The sequence below is a fragment of the Opitutus sp. genome, from assembly GCA_024998815.1.
Lineage (GTDB): Bacteria > Verrucomicrobiota > Verrucomicrobiia > Opitutales > Opitutaceae > Rariglobus.
Genome location: JACEUQ010000001.1, coordinates 832,363 through 850,632 on the forward strand (window position 1 = coordinate 832,363; position 18,270 = coordinate 850,632).

Sequence of the window (18,270 nt, forward strand, 5' to 3'; positions counted from 1 at the left end):
GGTTAACAAATCCTTTATCTAGGCCTTCAAGTGCGATTAGTTCAGCCATGGGAGAGAATAATACGTTCCCATTCAAGGCGGCCATGAGATCCGAAATTGACAAGTAGGCCGATCTGAAGGCCTGTGACTTTTAAATAATTGATGACTTGCGCCCGATGCTCTTCAGCCAGCGATTTTGCAGCTTTGAGTTCAACGATGATTTTATCATAACACAACAAGTCTGGAGTGTAGGGTTCTTCCCGTTTTGTTGTGGGTTCGGGCATAAAAGCAGCTAAAAAGTAAAGATGAGCATAAGCGCACATGAACATTACCGGCGGTTGCTGTTGCTGCCGGAACCGTGGGAAGTAACCAAAGTGGAGGAAGACATTCTCGGACTAAACGTGACGGTCTGGTTACGATGGCCAGACGGGGCCAAGGTGCCGTGCCCAGTGTGCGGTCAGTTGATGCCTATTTACGACCGAATGAAGGAGCGGAGTTGGCGTCACCGTGATGTGATGCAATATCGACTCGAACTGCGGTGCGCGGTGCCCCGCTGCGATTGCGAGGAGCATGGTGTTAAAACGATGCACGTGCCGTGGGCCGAACCAGGCTCGCGGTTCACCTCGCTTTTTGAAAGCTTTGCCGTGGCCGTGATCGCCTCTAGCCGATCGCTAAGCCAAGCCGCCGAGTTGCTGGGACTTCATTGGGATAGTGTACAACGTATAATCGATCAGGCTGTTGAGCGAGGCTTGGCGCGGCGAAACCTCGACGGCATCACCCGAGTTGGCTTAGACGAAAAGAGTTTTTTGCGCGGTCAAAGCTACGTTTCATTGATGACCGATCTCACCGGTCGGCGGGTACTGGACGTGGTTCCAGGCCGGGATACAGGGAGTGGGTTAAAGCTTTGGGCATCATTATCAAAGGAGCAAATTGACGGGATTGAAGCCGTCGCGATGGACATGGGTGCATCCTTCATCGCCGCCACCCACCAGGCCGCGCCCAACGCTGACATCGTTCACGACCGCTTTCATGTTTCAAAGCCTATGAACGAGGCGGTCGATCATACCCGCCGGGATGAGGCCGCTGAACTCGCTGCCAAAGGCGATGACATCTTAAAACGCACTCGCTTTCTTTGGCTGCATGGCATCGTTCCTGATGACCGCAAAGAGCACTTCGAGGCGCTGCTGGAGTCCAATCTTCGTACGGCCAAGGCATGGGCTTATAAAGAGCAGCTGGTCGAGTTTTGGGGACAACCCAACGCCGATGCGGGTAATACTTTCTTCCAGCTGTGGTATCGCTCGGTTATGAGTAGCCGCCTGCCCAGAGTCAAAAAAGTAGCAAAGTCACTAAAAGCCCATCTGGCCGGATTACTGACTTACTTTAAGCACCGTATTTCGAATGCACTCACCGAGGGTTTTAATTCAAAAATCCAAGCAATTAAAGCCGATGCTCGTGGCTTCCGTAAGTTCGAAAACTATCGCACCCGTATTCTTTTCTTTTGTGGTAAACTCGACCTCGAGCCTAATTTCCCCCCAGCCCTAACCCACAGTATTCCGTGAAGAACCGAGTGTAGGTGTGCCTGAGCGTTATGTTGCGATATGTAATTGGGAAGTTACGTTGCGCATCGAATGGGATGCCAAGATGACTGAGTTCAATCTCCATGCAGTCTTGATAAACGGGCTCCGCGTAACCGTTGCCTTTGTTAGAGTGCACCGCAATACAGGCACCGATGATCTGGAAAACCTCGGTTTTGTAGATAATCGGATCGTGCATCGGATCGGACTTTTTAACCGCGAAGTTCGCGAAGGGGCACGAAGGTTCGGAGGGATTGGACTTCGCTCAACTTAGCGTACTTCGCTGTTAAACCTGCTGCCAGTTATGAAGGGCCGATTTGATCGCTTCGCGGACCGGGGCCATCGCAATACCCACTGAGGCCAGTTTCGATGAATTCATCACACAGTTGCTACGGCGGGCTTTGGCGGCTTTTTGCATGAAATCGGTTTCATCCGTAAAAAACTGATACTCTTTCCGGCACACGCCACTCTCTTGAATTAGCTCAACCACTTCGCGGGTGGTCACGTGCCCGGGATTGGTCACATTATAAATCCCAAACGGGACTTTTTTCTCCCAGCAGGCCAGGGTCGAGGTTACAAATTCATCCAGTTGCGAGACGCTGTTGGTTGCTTCCAACAGGCTCTGATAACGCATCAACTTGGTCAGATAATTGCGCGGACTTTCGCGGTGATCGAAGGGGATACGCAAGCGCCAGATGTAGATATTTGGACGTCCGGCGAGGATTTCTTCACCGAGTGCTTTGGTGCCGGAATAAAACGAGCAGTTGTTTTGGCGAAAGGTGAAATTAGGTTCGTCTTCTTCTGTAAACCCAGCGCCGTCGGAGCGGGTTCCCGTATATATACAGCCGGAGGAAACGTGGCCCCAGGGGACGCCGGCGGCGGCACAGGCTTCGGCGATGCGTCCGGGGAGGATGGCGTTGCCAAAAAGGCAGTTGGTCTTGTCGGTTTCGCAGGCGTCAACGTTGGGTTTCCCGGTGTAACCGGCGGCGTTGATCAGGAACGATACTTTGTCGGCGCGCAGAGCGGCGGTCAGTGCGGCGGGATTGGCGTAGTCGAGATCGGCGCGGGCGATGCTTTTAAAAGCGATGCCTTTGATGGTGAGAAATTGTTGATAGGCCTGGCCGACATAGCCGGAACCGCCGAGAAGATAGATCATGGTGAATGAGCGATGAGCTAGGAGCTGGGAGCTAAGAGCTTGGAGCTAGGAGCTGGGAGCTAGGAGCTAAGAGCTAGGAGCTAGGAGCTAAGAGCTAGGAGCTGGGAGCTAAGAGCTAGGAGCTGGGAGCTAAGAGCTAGTGCTTACTTGCAATAATAAGTGATATTGTATCCGCTTTGTAGATGGGACGAAAAGCCGTGCGAATCACTTGTAGCGAGGGGGATCAGCAATCCCTAGAAAAACGGGCAACCAGCCGGATTGAGTCGAGGCAGCGAGTTGAGCGCGCCCGGATGATCCTTGGGTGCGTGAGTGGCGAGCAGGTGCAAGAGGTGGCGCGCCGCTGCAACACCAGGCCGAACACCGTAATAAAGTGGAGGGATCGCTTTGTGCTGCTTGGCATGAAGGGGCTGGATGATGCGGCACGGCCGGGCGCGAAGCGCACCTACGGTGAGGACTTTCGAGATCGGGTGCTGGCTTTATTGGAAGGGCCACCCCCTCCGGGGCAGGCGCGCTGGGATGGTCCAGCGGTGGCCCGTGTGCTCGGCGGCTCGGTGCACGCGGTCTGGCGAGTGCTGCGCAAGGAGGGCATTTGCCTGCAGCGCCAGCGCTCGTGGTGCGTGAGCACTGACAAGCAGTTCGCAGCCAAGGCAGCCGATATCGTCGGGCTCTACCTGAGCCCACCGGAAAAGGCATTGGTGATAAGTGTGGATGAAAAGCCTGGCATCCAAGCCCTAGAGCGCGCCACCGGTTACGTGGAGACCGACAATGGTAAAATCGTCCAGGGACTCAAAAGCACCTACAAGCGCCACGGTACACTCAACTTGTTCGCTGCCCTTGATGTGGCCACGGGCTTGATCAAGACGCAGAAAACCACCCTTAAGCGCCGGGAGGAGTTCCTGCTGTTCATGGACCAAGTGGTGGCGGATCACCCGCCCGAGAGAGAACTCCACGTGATTTTGGATAATTATTGCACCCACAAAAAGTGCGACGCTTGGCTCGCTCGGCACCCCAATGTCCACTTCCACTTTACCCCAACCTCGGCGAGTTGGCTCAATCAAGTTGAAATCTGGTTCGGCATACTAACAAGGAAGGCGCTACGGGGCGCGAACTTCAGAAGCGTCGCCGAACTTAGTCAGGCCATTGACGCTTTCGTCGCCGCCTACCTGCCCAATGCCAAGCCGTTCAAGTGGCGCAAGCGCGAGGTCAAGGGAAGCCAACTCAGAAATACTATCATTAATCTACGCAATTAAGCACTAGGAGCTGGGAGCTTCTGGTTTAGGCTAAAGTTTAAGTCTGACTGTATGCTTATTAGTGAGCACGGTCGGTGGTCATTAGCTCATAGCTGGTAGCTCTAAGCTCCTAGCTCATGCAACTAGGTTGCGTAGGTAGGTTCCGTAGTTGGATTTACCTAGGCGCTTGATTTGGGACTCCAAACCCGCGCGGTCCAGCCAACCTTGGCGGTAACCGATTTCTTCTAAACAGGCTATTTTCAATCCTTGGCGGTTTTCAATCACCGCTACAAATTGTCCGGCGTCTATCAAACTGTCGTGCGTTCCCGTATCCAACCAGGCCGTGCCTCGACCTAGGAGCTCAACTTGGAGTTGGTTTTTTTCCAAATACAGGCGGTTCAAATCTGTGATTTCCAGTTCGCCTCGGTGAGAGGGTTTTAGGCTGCGTGCAAGAGCGACCACTTGGGCGTCGTAAAAGTATAAGCCGGGAACGGCGTAGTTCGACTTGGGTTTTTCAGGCTTTTCCTCCAACGAGAGCACGCGGCCGTCGGGGGCAAACTCGACCACGCCGTAGGCTTTGGGGTCGGCAACATGGTAGCCGAAGATTGTGGCGCCGGTGGTGGAGGCCGCCGCGGCCATGACCGACTTAGCGAAATCGTGGCCGTAGAAAAGGTTGTCGCCGAGCACGAGCGCGGCCGGTTCCTCGCGGAGGAAGCCGACGTCGGCTGCGATGGTAAAGGCTTGGGCGAGACCGTCGGGGCTTGGTTGCTCGGCGTAGCTGAGGATTAGGCCGAACTGGCTGCCGTCGCCGAGTAGGCGTTTGAACAGGGGGAGATCGGCGGGGGTCGAGATGATTAATATTTCCCTAATTCCTCCGAGCATGAGCACGGAGAGGGGATAATAAATCATCGGCTTATCATAGATCGGCATCAGTTGTTTACTGATGGCAATAGTCAGCGGATAAAGGCGGGTGCCGGAGCCGCCAGCAAGGACGATGCCTTTACGGGTTTGCATTGTTATACGGTTGTTTAACCGCGAAGTGTGCGAGGTGGCACGCAGGAAAACTGATTACTATCCACGAAATGCACGGATGTAGGAGTTTTTAACCGCGAAGTGCGCGAAGGGGCGCTAAGTTCAGGAGTGGTTGAACTTCGCAAGACTTAGCGTTTTTCGCGGTTAACAAATGCTTTATTTCGTATTTTTTACCGCTAAGTCGATCCATAGACTCGCTAAGATCGCAATCGGATTCGGTATTATACTTCGCGTATCTTCGCGCACTTCGCGGTTAATAATGATTTCAGATTACATCCGCGAAGGCGGGTTTTAGTTTTTTGAAGGTCACTAGACCTACTGCTAGGAGCACCAACCCAAAGGCGAAACTGTAGGCGAGTCCGTGCCACTGTAGGGGTTGGTGCCAGAGCAGTACCCCTCGCGCTTGTTCGATGATATGAATCAGGGGGTTGTACTTAATAAAAACCCAGATCGCCGGGGGGATCATATTGGCGGAATAAAAGACCGCACTCGCATACATCAATACCATACAGAGGGGGCCTACTGCATATTGGATGTCACGTAAAAAGACGCCTAGGGATGATAAGATTAGCGCCGCACCCAGCGCCAAAGGAATGAGGGGTAGAAACGCCACGAAAAAGAGTAGCGAGTGAAAGCTCAGTCCGTTACCGAGGGTCGCCACTCCGAGGAGGACGAGGATCAAACTGACGCCAAATTGATAAAAGGCGGCGCCTAGATTGGCCAGCGGCAGGATTTCGAGGGGGAAAACTACTTTTTTGACTAGATTGGGTTGTGCTACAATCGCGGCGGCCGAACTGCTGATTACTTCGGAGATGGTTTGGAAGATGGTGATGCTTAAAAATATTCCGAGTGCGTAATCCATCGTGGACTGGTTTTCCACGCCTTTATAGCGGCCTTTAAAGATCAGACCGAAGACGACTGTATAAATAGCCATCATCGCCAGTGGACTGAGCACGCTCCATATCATTCCCAGTGCACTACCGCGGTGGCGTTGCTCGATCTGGCGCTTGGTGAATTGCCAGAGGAGATAGCGATGCTGGGTGAAAACTTTTAACATGGAATGAGCTGTTGAGCTGGGAGCTTAGAGCTTAGAGCTAGGAGCTAGGAGCTTAGAGCTTAGAGCTAGGAGCTAGGAGCTTAGAGCTTAGAGCTAGGAGCTAGGAGCTTAGAGCTAGGAGCGGATTGACTTGATTAGGCCGGTTATCATTTTGGAGATTTCCTCAAGTTCTTGATCGTAGATCTTCGTTTTATCGATAGGTAGTAATTCCAGCTCTGCTGCGATTTCTAATTGGGTTTGCAGCTCCGCTAGCGATCCTTTGGCAATGATTAGAAAATGGCAGCGGTCCGGTGCACTCTCGCGGTTATACCCTTCCGCAATATTTGAGGGAATGGAAACAGCGGAGCGTTGGATTTGATCGCGTAATCCAAAGTCTTTCGCTAAAGGGTAAATCCGGATTGTACGATATAACTCAACGGTGAAATCCTTGGATCGCCGCCAGACTTCAAGTTTTCGAAAATGCATGGTCCGATTGAGCTATGAGCTGCTAGCTATGAGCTAGAAGCTGTTAGCTCAACATGGCTTCGCCCCGTCACTTCCCGGGTGACTTTCTTTGTAAATATTTTAGCTCCCAGCTCCCAGCTCCCAGCTCCCAGCTCCCAGCTCCCAGCTCCCAGCTCCCAAGCCCTAACTCGCGAAGGTCTTAAGCAAAGCGAGTAGCGGGGTGGTTTTGGCGCCCCAACGGTCCAGTTTCTCAAAGCGGGCAATAAGGTGATCCGCTCCGCTTTGCTGGGCTTGCGCAGCCAAGTCGGCGCGGCGACGGGAGAGCTCTTCAATGCGTGGGAGCATGCGGCTGTTGAGAAACAGACGCATCAATACACCGAGGTCTGTCTGCAGCTCATAGTGGTCTTTGCGGCTTTGCACCCCGGTGGACGGCCGGATGGCGCCCATTTCGGACAATTGCTTGAGCGCTTGGCCGGCTCCGCTTCGGCTCACCCCTAGCTTTGCAACGATGTCGTCGGCGTTGAGGGGTTGCGCGGCGAGAAAAATAACCGCGTAAGCTTCTGCTATGGAATGTGAAACACCGATTAAATCAGCCACTTCCACCCAAAACGCGAGGGTCTCGCGATCGAGTTCGGGGTTGGTGGTGGCGTCTGTCATTTGCCGAATTTACAATTTTTTTTGCAAACTTCGTCAAGTGTCCTTTTTGGGTAGGGGCGGCGCATGGCGGAGAAGTGGTGCCCACGGAACACAAAATTGAGCTCTGAGCTATCAGCTTGTAGCCCTAAGCTTGAAATTACCCGCTATTCACGACTCGCGGTGGATGGGTTAACCGCGAAGAACGCGAGGGATCACGAAGCTAAGGATTATTGCCCACGAAACACTCGAAATGACACGAACGGAAGGCATCCGCAAAACGTGAAGGGTTAATTCGTGTGGAATACCCACTACTGCCCACATCGCTGCGGACGGGGTAATGCGAAGAGCGCCCTGCGGTCGAAACTCGGCTTGCATCGGCGCGGGTCGGTCGCCATCCCCTTGCGCCTATGGCTAGTCTTCCCACCCAATTCGCCGGCGTCACGGTCGTGACCAAGGCCAACGTTTACTTCGACGGCAAAGTCGTCAGCCACACCGTGCTTTTCGCCGATGGCTCCAAGAAAACCCTCGGCCTGATCTACGCCGGTTCCTACCACTTCGGCACCGATGCGGCCGAACGCATGGAGATCGTCGCCGGTGAGTGCAAAGTCACCCTCGATGGCCAATCCGAGGTCAAAACCTACGCTGCTGGCACCTACTTCGATGTCGCCGCCAAGTCCGGCTTCACCATCGAGGTTTCCGCAGGCATCGCCGAATACATCTGCTCGTTCATTACGGCGTGAGTGAGCTTGGAGCTGGGAGCTATGAGCTTGGAGCTATGAGCTTGGAGCTTGGAGCTATGAGCTTGGAGCTATGAGCTTGGAGCTATGAGCTTGGAGCTATGAGCTTGGAGCTTGGAGCTTGGAGCTTGGAGCTTGGAGCTACATGCCCCAATCTTCTAGCTCTCAGCTCCTAGCTCTTAGCTCCTAGCTCCGCCCCCCATGCGCTCATTTTTCATCCTGCTTTTTTTAGGTGTCGTGCTCGCCTGCATCGCCTTGGTGGTGCGTTCGGGGATTTTGGCGCGTAAAAATCCCGGCCAACCGATCAATGCGGCCATGCGCGCCGCACTCGCCGGCGAAATCCAGCCTTGGTCGGAGCGCGACATTCACCTTATCTCTTTGCGCTACAACGGTGCCCGCGACACGCCGTCCGGTGTGCGTTACCTTGTCCGCACCCCCGGGACCGGCGAAGCCTCTCCGCAAAAGGGGCAGGTCGTGACGGTTAACTACGAGGGTCGCTTCCTCGAAACCGAAAAGGTCTTCGACACCTCCGCCAACCATGACGGCCCGTTTAACTTCCGCATCGGCGAAGGCGCGGTCATCCCCGGTATGGATGCCGGAATCATTTCCATGAAAAAGGGCGAAAAACGCACCGTGCTCGTCCCCTACGGGCTGGCCTATGGGGACAAGGGGGTTTTGGGGCGGATTCCCGTGCGCGCGGCGCTGGTTTTTGACATCGAGCTGCTCGATTTTAAGTGAGGGGCCAGTTGGCGGTGTCCGTATTCGGCGTGGTGGGCGGGTGACGCACGCCCCCGACAAACGTGGCCTTGAGCGTGAGCTCAAGGTTTCGGGTCCGCATCCGCCGCAAAAAAACAATTCACCCCGTGCTCACGCACGAGGCCACGCAGAATGCTAGCGCCTCTGCGCACGAACCCACACCCCGTGCTCACGCAGAATGCTCGCGCCTTTGCTCACGCACCCACACCCCGTGCTCACGCACGAGGCCACGCAGAATGCTCGCGCCTCTGCTCACGCACCCACACCCCGTGCTCACGCACGAGGCCACGCAGAGTGCTCAGGCATGCGCACTTGCCCCCCACCCACCCCGTGCTCACGCACGAGGCCACACGGAGTGCTCGGGCACGCGGCCTCGCCTGTTTCCGCACCTACGAGCGGAAAAGGACGCTTTCGCGGCGGAACATCGCCACACACGCCGCTAACGCCACGCCTGCATACACGCAGGTTGACCCGAAAATCAGCGCCAGTTGTCCCCACGGCCAGACTCCGGATACGAGCGCCTTGCACGCCAGCGCCACGTTGAGCACCGGCACCAGCGCGAGCAGGCCGTCCAGCTCCACCCCAGGTAGCAATCCCGCCGCCGCCGGTAACAACACCACCATACTGAGCGGTGCCAGGTAGGTTTGGGCCTCTTTTTGCGAGCGGGCGAACGACGAGATCGCCAGCGCCGCCGCCGCAAACAACACGGCCAGCGGCACCACCAGTCCCACCACCCCGAGCAGCCCCACCGGATCGAGCGTCGGCAGCGTCGCGACGCTTGCCCCCCCTGCCCCGCTGACACCTCCACCGCCCGCCAGCCCCGCCGCGAGTCGCCCCGAACCCACCAACGCCAGACCGCCCGCAAACAGCGCCCCCGCCATCGACGCCAGCGAACACGCCACCGTCGTCAGCGAAACGGTCAGCACCAAGAAAAATTTCCCCAAAACCAGATCGCTGCGCGCCGCAGGACTGCTCAGGAGCGTTTCGAGGGTGCCGCGCTCCTTCTCGCCCGCCATCAGGTCGATCGCCGGGTAAATCACGCCGGCAAAACTGAGCAGAATGAGCACGTAGGGAATAAACCCGCCAAAGGTGTTGCCGCCGACCTTTTCGGGCGGAGCGACGTTTTCGGTGCTGATTTCAAAGGGGCGCGCAAAACCCGCCGGCAGGTCGTGCGCCACCAGTCGCGCCGCCAGCGCCTGCTCGCGTTGCTCGACGAAAAACCGCCGCAACTCAGCCACCGCGAACCCCGACTTAAACTCGCCCTCATAAAAAAACAAATTCACCTGCGCGGGCCGCTGGTCGGCCAGCGCCGCCTCGAAGCCCGCCGGAATCTCCACTACGGCACGCAGGCGTTTTTGCGCGATCGCGTCGCGCCAGTCCGCCGGCGCGGGCTGCACGGCGAGCCCGCTGTGGGCCTGCAAGGCGGCGCGCACGAGCGGCGAATCGTCGCCACCGAGCACCGCCACCACGGGGGTTTCCTCGCGGGCCTTTTGGGCGATTTTGTGCGTCGCCGCGCCGAACAAAAACACGATCGCCGGCATGATCACCGCCGGCACCAAAAACATGGAAATCAAGGTGCGCCGGTCGCGCAGGGCTTCGCAAAGCTCCTTGCAGTAAACCACCCAAATGGTGCGGGCGTTCATCGCGGTTCGCCTCCGCCGTTATCAGAATTCGCGTTCAAGATGAGGTGAATAGCCGGTTGCAAACGCTTGAACTGGGAGGGACGACCTCCGTGTCGTCCGTAAGTCCACACGGAGGTGGACCCTCCCTCGATCACCTCAGCAATTACAGATAGGTTCATCTTGAACGTAAATTGGTATCATCCCCGCCGGCCACTTTGACGAAAATCTCCTCCAGATCGTGTTCACCGTGGTGCTCGCGCAACTCCCCCAGCGTGCCCTCGGCGAGCAGGCGCCCGCCATGGATAATGCCCACCCGGTCGCAGAGTTTTTCCACTTCGCTCATGATGTGCGTCGAGTAAATCACCGTCTTTCCCCGGTCGCGGCACTCGCGCACAAAGCGCACGATGCCGCGCGCCGCCATCACATCGAGACCGAGCGTGGGCTCGTCCAAAATGAGCACGTCAGGATCGTGCACGAGGGTGCGCGCGATGGAGGTTTTCTGCTTCATGCCGGTGGAAAAGGTGCCCACGCGCCGGTCGAGAAAGTCGTCCATGCCGAGCTCGGCGGACAATTGAGCGGTGCGCTCGGCGATGCGGGGGGCGTCGAGCCCGTGGAGGCGGCCGAAATAGGCGATGGTTTCGCGCGCGGTAAGACGTGCGTACAGGGCGGTGCTGGCGGCAAGAAAGCCGACCCGCGCGCGCACCCGATCGGGGTGGGCGACGACGTCACAACCGGCGATTGTTGCGGAGCCGCTGGAAGGCGAGAGCAAGGTGGCGAGCAGACGCAAGGTGGTGGTTTTGCCCGCGCCGTTGGCACCGAGTAGGCCGTAAATGCGCCCCGCTTCGCAGGTAAAGGAAACGTCATCGACGGCCCGGACCTCGCCGCGTTTGCGGTCGCGAAAGATTTTGGACAGATGGCGCGCTTCGATCATCAGGAGGTGGACAACCCAGGCAGAGTTTCAAGTTATCCGAAGCGCATCAAGGCCGCATAGGCGGGCCGGGCGATGGAACCGATGCGGGCTGAAGCACCGCACTACTTTCGATCCGAAAACTCGAAGGGTACTGCCCACTGGTTGGTAGTAAGATTTAAAATGCGGCATCCCGAACCGCCTTAAAATCAACGCCGAACATCAATCATTTTAGCCGCGAAAGAACGCAGAGAACGCATAGAAATACCTGGCTTGCTCTTTGCGTTCCTTGCGTTCTTTTGCGGCTAAAATGCCTTGGTATTTATCCGACACTTTGAATGTTACTGCCTTCCTACTGGGCGCAAAAAACTGGAAACCGCACCGTTACCGCTCACGGTAGCCGCCATGTTGTTTTGGTTAAAAAAAGTCGTCGGCTTTTGGCTCATGCCCCTCCCCTTCTCGATCGTGCTGATCGTAACGGGGCTTTTGCTCCTGCGCTTCAGCCGCCGCCGCACCCTGGGGCGGATCTTGGCCGTTTGCGGCGGGGTTTGGCTGCTGGCCTGCGGAAACGTCGGCTTTGGCACGTGGCTGGTGCGCGGCCTCGAAGGCCAGTTTCCTGCGCAACCGGTGCTCACCGCCGAATCGCCGCCACCCCCGGCGCTCTCGCGCTGCCACTTTGTCGCCGTTCTTGGCGGCGGGCATTGCGTTCAGCCGGGGTGGTCGGCCAACCAGCAACTGAGTGCCTCGGCGTTGGCGCGCATCGTCGAGGGCGTCCGGCTGGTCCGGCAGTTGCCCCACGCCAAATTGGTCGTCAGCGGGCCGCGCGACGACCGCGAGGGAGGTCCGACCCACGCTGCGCTCCTGCATGAGGTGGCGGTGGCTCTGGGCGTGCCCGACGAACGCATTGTCAAAATTGATACCGCTCGGGATACCGAACAGGAGGCACTCACGTTGCGCGGCGTGGTCGGCGGGGGGCCGGTGGCGTTGGTCACCTCCGCCTGGCACCTGCCGCGGGCGATGGCGTTGTGCCGCGTGCAGGGCCTCGACGTGCTCGCCTGCCCGACCGATTACGCGGCCCGCCCACCCCGCCTGCGGCCGGTGGATTTCCTCAGCTGGAACCTCGGCGGGCTCGAGCGGAGCACCAAGGCGGTTTACGAATATATCGGGGCAAGCTGGTCACGGTTGCGGGGCCGGGCCTGATGCGTTTTTAACAGGCCCCCCCCTAACAGCCCACCGTACTTTCAATATGCACCCGTCGATTAAATCCACTGGGTTGAGCCCCGCACACGCCAAATGCCTGGTGCGCAGTTACGCCCACTTCACCGGCCGGAAGCTCATTCAGGATCAAGCGTCCGACGCAGAACTGGTGCAGGCACTCGACGAGGCGCCGTTTGTTGTCGTTTCCCACGGAACGGAGGCCGATCCGGTTTTGAATTATGGCAACGCCACCGCGCTGGCGCTCTGGGAAATGAGCTGGGCTGAGTTTACCCGAACGCCGTCTCGCCTGACTGCGGAAGCGCCCAACCGCGAAGAACGCGCGCGGCTTTTGGCGGCGGTGAGCGCCCACGGTTTTATTGATAACTATTCGGGGGTTCGCATCTCCAAAACCGGCCGCCGCTTCCTCATCACGCAGGCCACCGTTTGGAACCTGCTCACCGATGACGGGCAGCCCTGCGGCCAAGCCGCCAGTTTCAACTCGTGGACGTGGCTGTAGGTTCGGAGTTTTGGTGACGCGACGAGTGCCGTGGGTCGCCCCTCAATCCATTGGCCACAAAAAACACGAAATGACACAAAAACGGTCCCCCATCCGTTTACCCCGCCAACTGCGGAGCTCCGTTTAACCTAAATCCGGCAATAGAAACTAGCCAAAAATCACGCAGGTGATTGTTTGGCTGTCATATGCCGCCGTTTTTACCGCCGGAAAAAGCTCACCCCGAGGGTGAGTCAGAAAACCCTGATCACAAGGCAACGCCAAGCGATGCCGCCGAGGTGTTGATTGTGGATACACCCGGAGGACGTTTTCGTGCGCAGTTCGCCCCAGAGTTGCCGGTGAGCCCCTTGGGGGCACTGGTGTTTTTCACGCAGTACTTGTGTGCGACAGGAGGCTTCGAGGCACTGGTTGCGGACACGCCGCTTTGTTACAGCAGCAACCGCGCACACCGCCCTCGCGACGTGATTGGAACCCTGCTTTTGGGGATGCTCTCCGGGCACTATCGCTACGCGCACCTCGCGGCCCTGCGCGGCGACGACATTGCCCCGAGCCTGCTCGGACTTAAGTCGATTGTCAGCGAGGATTGTGTGCGCCGGGCGCTGGCTCGCATCGGTGCCGAGCAGGGGCAGGACTGGTTGCGGCGTCACCTCGACCAAACCTGTCATGGGTTTTTGGATAACCAGTGGATCCTCGACATCGATGTCACCATCAAGCCCATCTATGGACGTCAGGAAGGTGCCAGCATCGGCTATAACCCGCAAAAGCCCGGACGCCCCAGCCACGCCTACCACACCTACTGGATCGCCACCTTGCGCCTGTGTCTGGACGTGGAGGTGCACCCCGGCGATCAATCCGCCGCCGGACATGGTTTTGCGGGGCTGTGGGCGCTCATCGACCGACTGCCAGCCGAGCGCCGGCCCCATCTTTTGCGCGGTGACTGCGCCTATGGCCAGGAGGCGCTGCTCAGTGAAGCTGAAGCGCGTAAACTCAACTATTTGTTCAAACTGCGCCGCACCGCCAAGGCCCGCGAGCTGGTGGCCGCGCTTGAACGCACCACCACCACCGCTTGGACCGACGCCGGACAAGGCTGGCAGGGCTGCGAAAGCTGCCTGCGCCTGCAAGGCTGGAACCGGGCCCGACGTGTGGTGGTCTTGCGCCGTCGCCTCAACGACCAACGCCACCCCCGGGCCCGCCGCCGCCTCGTGCGCGAGCAAGCCGACCACGCTTTGCTGCTGAACATCCCCGACGCGGCCGCCTGCGAGCCGATCATCTACGAACATCAGATCCTCGTTACGAGCCTGCCCTACGAGATCCTTACCCTTGCCACCCTGTATCGGGAACGTGGGGGCGCGGAAAACCCCTTCGACGAGCTCAAGAACCAGTGGAGCTGGTCGGGGTTTACCTCCCAGGAGCTAAACTCCTGTCAGCACGCCGCGCGTTTGGCCGCACTGGTTTACAACTGGTGGACGCTCTATCACCGCCTGCTTCAACCCGGTCAGCACCACGAGGCGGTGAGTACACGTCCCCGTCTGCTCTGCGGAGCGACCCGGCAGAGCGAACACTCCGGTCAACGCCGCCTGGACGTGCGCTTGAGCCATGCCGAGGCACCTCGCCTGAGTGAACTCATCACAAAGCTGGCCAGATGGTTACATGGTATCCTTCATAATGCGGAGCAATGGAGTGTCGCCCAGCGCTGGGGGCAAATCGTAGCGAGGATTTTACAGGAAAACTTCCCTGTACTCGGCCCTGAACCGCCTTTGGCCACCGCCCCAAGCTGATCGCGCTTCCGTTCAGCCTGCCGCAGCACTCTCCACCCTCATCTATCCGACGGGCAACGCCCGCCGGCCGCACTTTCTATTGCCGGATTTAGGCTTAACCGCGAGGGCTCCTGAAGTTGCGCGAAGACTAACGCCATCACTGGTTCATCCATTGCCGCCAGCGGTCAGGCCCGGGAGCGGGGCAGTTTACGGGTGATGCGGCTGCGAATCCACTCGCCGAGCACGTCGAGGGTCGTCACCAGCACCAGGATAAACAGGAGCACCGTGGCGAACTTTTCCCATTGGTAATATTCTTGGTATCCGGCCAGTTGCACGCCGAGGCCACCGGCGCCGACATAACCGATGATCGCAGCCGAGCGCAGATTGTACTCGATCATCCACAGCACGTAGCTCCAGACCAGCGGCTTGGCGTGCGGCCACACACCGTGCTGGAAGGCCTGCAGGCGACTGGCACCAATCGCGCGCAGTCCCCGGGCGACCTCCAAATCCACCGACTCAAACGCGTCGCTGAAAAATTTCCCCAAATACCCCACGCTGTAAAACGTCAGCCCGATCACCCCAGCCAGAGGATTGGCCCCCACGATGGCCACGCCGATGAGCGCCCAGATCAGGCTGGGCACCGTGCGGATAACATTGAGCAGCATGCGCGAGACGCTCACCAGCCAACGCGGGGCGAGTGTGCGGGCGCCGGCCACCCCGAGCGGGAGCGCGAGCACAATGGCAAAGGCCGTCGCCATGACCGCGATCTGCGCGGTTTCACCGAGCGCGCGCAGGGTCTCCGGCCAAACCGAAAAATCCGGCGGCACAAAGTAACCGAGGAAACGTCGCAAGTTGCCCACATAGTCGAGCTGACGGCCGGACCCACGCAGCGCCGGGGTCGAGGCGGCGCAGGCGAGCAGGAAAATGATCAGGGAAACCCCCAGCACATTGAGCCGTTCATACCAGCGAAGTTCGGGTAACCGAGGCGGCTCGGGCGGACTGGCTAGGGACGCACTGCCGGACGGACCGTGGACGGGTTCGAGACCCGCCAACGGGGAGGAAGACGGGGCGTTCGAAGGGGGCGGAAGGGACGGGTCGCGGGCGTTCATCGGGAGGCCACTTTCCGGAGTTTCCACGCGCCGTCGCCGGACGGGTCAAAGCTGAGGACGAGCTCGGCAAAACGGTCCACCAGCTGGGGGTTGTGGAGCACGCAAAAAACCGTGCGGCCATGTCGGGCGGCTTCTTGGCGCAAGATCCCGAGGACACGCCCGGTCAGGTAGGTATCGAGGTTGGAGACGGGTTCATCGGCCAAGTAGAGTGCCGGTTCTTGAAACAAGGCGCGCGCGATGGCCGTGCGCTGTTGTTCACCGCCGGAGGTTTCACAGACCCAGCGGTGCACCTTTTCGCCTAGGCCGAGATCGCACAGGATGCGGTAGGCCAATTCGCGCTCGGCCCGTGGCAGGCCGAACACCGTGCGCCACCACGGATAGCGCCCTAGGCGGCCACACAACACATTGGACAACAGGGAACTGGTGGGCACCAGCAGGTTATTTTGAAACACCACGCCAGTCGCCCCGGGCACGCCACCGGGGGCGTGACTACGGCCGGCCGCATCGTGGATTTCAAGCTGCCCCTCGGTCGGGGCGAGCAGGCCGGCCAGGCAGGCAAGGAAACTGGATTTACCGATGCCGGAGGGCCCGACCACGGCGACAAAACTGCCGCGCGGCACACTCAAATCGAGACCGCGAAACAGCCAGCGCTCACCGCGCTTAAGCCCGAGTCCGCGCGCGACCACATGCGGCGAGGTCGGCTTGGCTGTTAATGCGGAAGTGAAGTCGGCTGAATTCACTGGCGGAGCGCACGACCAGCCAACGCAAGTCCGTCGGCAAGAGGAGCCAGGTGGGCGGCCTCGTCAACGGGCACCAAGCGGGTGGTGAAAAGTTTGTCGCGCAGGACGGATTGCTCCGGGGTGTTGAGCCCAAGAACGGCGGAGCGCAGCAGCGCGATATCGGCGTCGCCGAGCGAGGCGCGCACGGCGATGACGTGACTGGGCACGGGTCCCTGTTTTTGCAACACGCGCAACTGCGAACGTTGGTCGGCGGAGAGGTGCTTATCCCGATCGAGCACGTAGTAACTCACTGCGGCGGCCTCGGCGTCACCGGCCAGAACGCGCTCGATGGCGGACACATAACCGACACCGAAATAGAGGTTGCCCCGGCCAAAAAACGCCTCGGCGTTACCATCCTCGCCGATCAGGCCACGACTGCGCAGGTCGAGCAGCGGGATGACGAACCCGGAGGTGCTGGTCTTACTGGCAAACGCCACGGGGCGGCCGCGAAGGTCGGCGATCGAGCGGTGCGGCGAATCTTTTTTCACCACCCAGTAGCTATCGTAAGCGGTACGGCCATCGGCGAACTCGCCCGCCAGCAACACGCGGGCGATACTGCGGTTACGGGCGTTGACCATGTCAGTGGCACTCAGATAGCCGAGGTCGATTGAACCATTGGCCAAGCCTTCTAAAATCGTAGCGGCAGACAGCGGAATCACCACCTCGACCGGACGGCCCACCTCGCGTGTAAGGAAGCCCTCCAGCGCGCGCTTTTCCTGAAGCATGAGCTCGGGGTTTTTATCGGGCTTGAGGGCCACGACGAGCTTGGCGAGCGACAGCCCGGACGCAGCGTCGGGTGCAGCTACCGCGACCGGGGTGAGCGCCGCGCCCCCCAAAGCCAAACCGATCCAACATGCCAAAGCGAGAAAGCGGCGACCGGTAAAAAAGCGGAATGATTTCATGAGAATGATACCCATGAGCGATGCCACCGCCTCAACTGAGAGCAAGTCTCAATTCATATCTTTGACGGGAATCTAGGGAAAAGAGCAGGGCAAAAAACGCGTAGGCTGCGTGGATTTACGGGTAAACTGCGCGCTTTTCAGACGTAGCACGGTTTATGTCGACCAAAGGAGTTGAGGGCGGGAATTCCGTAACTTCTGCTGAGAGGGGCGAACGGTTCTACACTTCCCCATTTTTTAATTGCCACTTTCCGCGCCCCGAAAGAGAACCGTAACCTTATAGGCTACAGTGTTATGCTTAAAATGAAGCCTCTGCGTAAGCTAAATAATCAAAGTCGGCAGTGATGCCGTCGCCCGTCAAATCTTGGGCATAAAGGCCGATCATGGTTCCCGTGAAACGCAGTGCCCCTCCCGCTTCGTCGGAGAGTTCGGCGGCGGCGAACGCAGGGCCGATTGGCTGCCACAAGACGGCGTCGAGCGAGTAGATAAATTGAAGGGTCGACTCGCGCCACTCGACGGCGAGGTAAACGGGGCCGTCAGCCGGTTCTGCGTGACTCCCTCACGGCTCCTTCTACACCCTTCCGCCGTGAAAGCCCCCGCCCACCCCTCCCCTGCTTCGGAGCGAGGACCGCTCGTTAAACTCATTCTTCCGGTGGTCTTGGGGGCTATCACCGTGTTACTGGTGTTGCAAACCCTCGCGCCCGGCCCCCATTGGCGCAGCTCCTTCGGACTGGCCGTCTTAGACTGGGTGCCGTGGATGATTCTCGCCCCCGCCGTCATTTGGCTGGGCCACCGCGTGCAGATCAACGCCCGCACTTGGCTGTGGTCCCTTCCTCTGCACCTCGTGATCGGCCTAGGCATCGCCTTTTCACTCGGTGTGCTGGCC

Annotated in this window: 20 protein-coding genes; 7 read left to right on the forward strand and 13 right to left on the reverse strand. The window is 58.8% G+C overall.

Annotated features, from left to right (window positions below):
- Positions 1 to 41 precede the first annotated feature (41 nt).
- Positions 42 to 308 carry a GxxExxY protein gene (locus H2170_03560; GenBank protein MCS6299166.1) on the reverse strand — a complete coding sequence of 89 codons (267 nt, stop codon included), beginning with the start codon at positions 306 to 308 and terminating at the stop codon, positions 42 to 44.
- Here H2170_03560 and H2170_03565 point away from each other — a divergent pair.
- Positions 285 to 1,538, forward strand: coding sequence for an ISL3 family transposase (locus H2170_03565; GenBank protein MCS6299167.1), 1,254 nt, complete (start codon positions 285 to 287; stop codon positions 1,536 to 1,538). The two genes, H2170_03560 and H2170_03565, sit on opposite strands and share 24 nt — an antisense overlap.
- Here H2170_03565 and H2170_03570 read toward each other — a convergent pair.
- Positions 1,501 to 1,752: a GxxExxY protein gene (locus H2170_03570; protein ID MCS6299168.1), complete on the reverse strand. Its 252-nt coding sequence runs from the start codon at positions 1,750 to 1,752 to the stop codon at positions 1,501 to 1,503. The two genes, H2170_03565 and H2170_03570, sit on opposite strands and share 38 nt — an antisense overlap.
- 87 nt (positions 1,753 to 1,839) lie before the next feature.
- Positions 1,840 to 2,709: a sugar nucleotide-binding protein gene (locus H2170_03575; protein MCS6299169.1), complete on the reverse strand. Its 870-nt coding sequence runs from the start codon at positions 2,707 to 2,709 to the stop codon at positions 1,840 to 1,842.
- Positions 2,710 to 2,891: 182 nt separating this feature from the next.
- Between H2170_03575 and H2170_03580 the strand changes: the two genes are divergently transcribed.
- The gene (locus tag H2170_03580; GenBank protein MCS6299170.1) at positions 2,892 to 3,959 is read left to right on the forward strand and encodes an IS630 family transposase; all 1,068 of its coding nucleotides are present in this window, start codon (positions 2,892 to 2,894) and stop codon (positions 3,957 to 3,959) included.
- A 114-nt stretch (positions 3,960 to 4,073) separates the two neighbouring features.
- Here H2170_03580 and rfbA read toward each other — a convergent pair whose 3' ends face one another.
- From rfbA to H2170_03600, 4 genes are all read right to left on the reverse strand, one after another.
- On the reverse strand, positions 4,074 to 4,952 hold the full coding sequence (gene rfbA, locus H2170_03585; GenBank protein ID MCS6299171.1) for a glucose-1-phosphate thymidylyltransferase RfbA: 879 nt from the start codon (positions 4,950 to 4,952) through the stop codon (positions 4,074 to 4,076).
- A gap of 283 nt (positions 4,953 to 5,235) precedes the next feature.
- Positions 5,236 to 6,027: an ABC transporter permease gene (locus tag H2170_03590; GenBank protein MCS6299172.1), complete on the reverse strand. Its 792-nt coding sequence runs from the start codon at positions 6,025 to 6,027 to the stop codon at positions 5,236 to 5,238.
- Between the two features lie 114 nt (positions 6,028 to 6,141).
- Complete coding sequence (locus H2170_03595; GenBank protein MCS6299173.1) at positions 6,142 to 6,492, reverse strand: four helix bundle protein; 351 nt, start codon at positions 6,490 to 6,492, stop codon at positions 6,142 to 6,144.
- 162 nt (positions 6,493 to 6,654) lie between these two features.
- Complete coding sequence (locus H2170_03600; protein ID MCS6299174.1) at positions 6,655 to 7,128, reverse strand: transcriptional regulator; 474 nt, start codon at positions 7,126 to 7,128, stop codon at positions 6,655 to 6,657.
- A 386-nt stretch (positions 7,129 to 7,514) separates the two neighbouring features.
- On the opposite strand from H2170_03600, the gene H2170_03605 reads away from it, so the two are divergent.
- Both H2170_03605 and H2170_03610 read left to right on the forward strand, forming a co-directional pair.
- Positions 7,515 to 7,847: a pyrimidine/purine nucleoside phosphorylase gene (locus H2170_03605; protein MCS6299175.1), complete on the forward strand. Its 333-nt coding sequence runs from the start codon at positions 7,515 to 7,517 to the stop codon at positions 7,845 to 7,847.
- 198 nt (positions 7,848 to 8,045) lie between these two features.
- Entirely contained in the window at positions 8,046 to 8,582 is a 537-nt protein-coding gene (locus tag H2170_03610; protein ID MCS6299176.1) for an FKBP-type peptidyl-prolyl cis-trans isomerase, read from the forward strand.
- Between the two features lie 407 nt (positions 8,583 to 8,989).
- Here the strand turns inward: H2170_03610 and H2170_03615 are convergent, their stop codons facing one another.
- Both H2170_03615 and H2170_03620 read right to left on the reverse strand, forming a co-directional pair.
- Complete coding sequence (locus tag H2170_03615; protein MCS6299177.1) at positions 8,990 to 10,243, reverse strand: ABC transporter permease; 1,254 nt, start codon at positions 10,241 to 10,243, stop codon at positions 8,990 to 8,992.
- A gap of 154 nt (positions 10,244 to 10,397) precedes the next feature.
- Positions 10,398 to 11,153 carry an ATP-binding cassette domain-containing protein gene (locus tag H2170_03620; protein MCS6299178.1) on the reverse strand — a complete coding sequence of 252 codons (756 nt, stop codon included), beginning with the start codon at positions 11,151 to 11,153 and terminating at the stop codon, positions 10,398 to 10,400.
- Between the two features lie 420 nt (positions 11,154 to 11,573).
- On the opposite strand from H2170_03620, the gene H2170_03625 reads away from it, so the two are divergent.
- From H2170_03625 to H2170_03635, 3 genes are all read left to right on the forward strand, one after another.
- Complete coding sequence (locus H2170_03625; GenBank protein ID MCS6299179.1) at positions 11,574 to 12,329, forward strand: YdcF family protein; 756 nt, start codon at positions 11,574 to 11,576, stop codon at positions 12,327 to 12,329.
- A gap of 46 nt (positions 12,330 to 12,375) precedes the next feature.
- The gene (locus tag H2170_03630; protein MCS6299180.1) at positions 12,376 to 12,843 is read left to right on the forward strand and encodes an MEKHLA domain-containing protein; all 468 of its coding nucleotides are present in this window, start codon (positions 12,376 to 12,378) and stop codon (positions 12,841 to 12,843) included.
- Positions 12,844 to 13,028: 185 nt separating this feature from the next.
- Positions 13,029 to 14,618 carry a transposase gene (locus tag H2170_03635; GenBank protein ID MCS6299181.1) on the forward strand — a complete coding sequence of 530 codons (1,590 nt, stop codon included), beginning with the start codon at positions 13,029 to 13,031 and terminating at the stop codon, positions 14,616 to 14,618.
- Between the two features lie 164 nt (positions 14,619 to 14,782).
- Here H2170_03635 and phnE read toward each other — a convergent pair whose 3' ends face one another.
- From phnE to H2170_03655, 4 genes are all read right to left on the reverse strand, one after another.
- On the reverse strand, positions 14,783 to 15,706 hold the full coding sequence (gene phnE, locus H2170_03640; GenBank protein MCS6299182.1) for a phosphonate ABC transporter, permease protein PhnE: 924 nt from the start codon (positions 15,704 to 15,706) through the stop codon (positions 14,783 to 14,785).
- Positions 15,703 to 16,446 (reverse strand): ATP-binding cassette domain-containing protein, encoded by a 744-nt coding sequence (locus H2170_03645; GenBank protein ID MCS6299183.1) that lies wholly within the window; start codon positions 16,444 to 16,446, stop codon positions 15,703 to 15,705. Before H2170_03645 ends, phnE begins: the two co-directional genes overlap by 4 nt.
- Positions 16,443 to 17,387, reverse strand: a complete 945-nt coding sequence (locus tag H2170_03650) for a phosphate/phosphite/phosphonate ABC transporter substrate-binding protein (protein MCS6299184.1) — start codon at positions 17,385 to 17,387, stop codon at positions 16,443 to 16,445. Before H2170_03650 ends, H2170_03645 begins: the two co-directional genes overlap by 4 nt.
- A gap of 295 nt (positions 17,388 to 17,682) precedes the next feature.
- Positions 17,683 to 17,871, reverse strand: coding sequence for a hypothetical protein (locus H2170_03655; protein MCS6299185.1), 189 nt, complete (start codon positions 17,869 to 17,871; stop codon positions 17,683 to 17,685).
- Positions 17,872 to 18,270: the final 399 nt, after the last annotated feature.

Excerpts from the sequence above, each read along its gene's own strand:
- H2170_03595 (MCS6299173.1), bottom strand. The coding sequence starts at position 6,492 with ATGCATTTTCGAAAACTTGAAGTCTGGCGGCGATCCAAGGATTTCACC.
- H2170_03600 (MCS6299174.1), bottom strand. The coding sequence starts at position 7,128 with ATGACAGACGCCACCACCAACCCCGAACTCGATCGCGAGACCCTCGCG.
- H2170_03625 (MCS6299179.1), top strand. The coding sequence starts at position 11,574 with ATGCCCCTCCCCTTCTCGATCGTGCTGATCGTAACGGGGCTTTTGCTC.
- H2170_03565 (MCS6299167.1), top strand. The coding sequence starts at position 285 with ATGAGCATAAGCGCACATGAACATTACCGGCGGTTGCTGTTGCTGCCG.
- rfbA (MCS6299171.1), bottom strand. The coding sequence starts at position 4,952 with ATGCAAACCCGTAAAGGCATCGTCCTTGCTGGCGGCTCCGGCACCCGC.
- H2170_03570 (MCS6299168.1), bottom strand. The coding sequence starts at position 1,752 with ATGCACGATCCGATTATCTACAAAACCGAGGTTTTCCAGATCATCGGT.
- H2170_03650 (MCS6299184.1), bottom strand. The coding sequence starts at position 17,387 with ATGAAATCATTCCGCTTTTTTACCGGTCGCCGCTTTCTCGCTTTGGCA.
- H2170_03575 (MCS6299169.1), bottom strand. The coding sequence starts at position 2,709 with ATGATCTATCTTCTCGGCGGTTCCGGCTATGTCGGCCAGGCCTATCAA.
- H2170_03610 (MCS6299176.1), top strand. The coding sequence starts at position 8,046 with ATGCGCTCATTTTTCATCCTGCTTTTTTTAGGTGTCGTGCTCGCCTGC.
- H2170_03605 (MCS6299175.1), top strand. The coding sequence starts at position 7,515 with ATGGCTAGTCTTCCCACCCAATTCGCCGGCGTCACGGTCGTGACCAAG.
- H2170_03590 (MCS6299172.1), bottom strand. The coding sequence starts at position 6,027 with ATGTTAAAAGTTTTCACCCAGCATCGCTATCTCCTCTGGCAATTCACC.
- H2170_03580 (MCS6299170.1), top strand. The coding sequence starts at position 2,892 with ATGGGACGAAAAGCCGTGCGAATCACTTGTAGCGAGGGGGATCAGCAA.
- H2170_03635 (MCS6299181.1), top strand. The coding sequence starts at position 13,029 with ATGCCGCCGTTTTTACCGCCGGAAAAAGCTCACCCCGAGGGTGAGTCA.
- H2170_03620 (MCS6299178.1), bottom strand. The coding sequence starts at position 11,153 with ATGATCGAAGCGCGCCATCTGTCCAAAATCTTTCGCGACCGCAAACGC.
- H2170_03630 (MCS6299180.1), top strand. The coding sequence starts at position 12,376 with ATGCACCCGTCGATTAAATCCACTGGGTTGAGCCCCGCACACGCCAAA.
- H2170_03615 (MCS6299177.1), bottom strand. The coding sequence starts at position 10,243 with ATGAACGCCCGCACCATTTGGGTGGTTTACTGCAAGGAGCTTTGCGAA.
- H2170_03560 (MCS6299166.1), bottom strand. The coding sequence starts at position 308 with ATGTTCATGTGCGCTTATGCTCATCTTTACTTTTTAGCTGCTTTTATG.
- phnE (MCS6299182.1), bottom strand. The coding sequence starts at position 15,706 with ATGAACGCCCGCGACCCGTCCCTTCCGCCCCCTTCGAACGCCCCGTCT.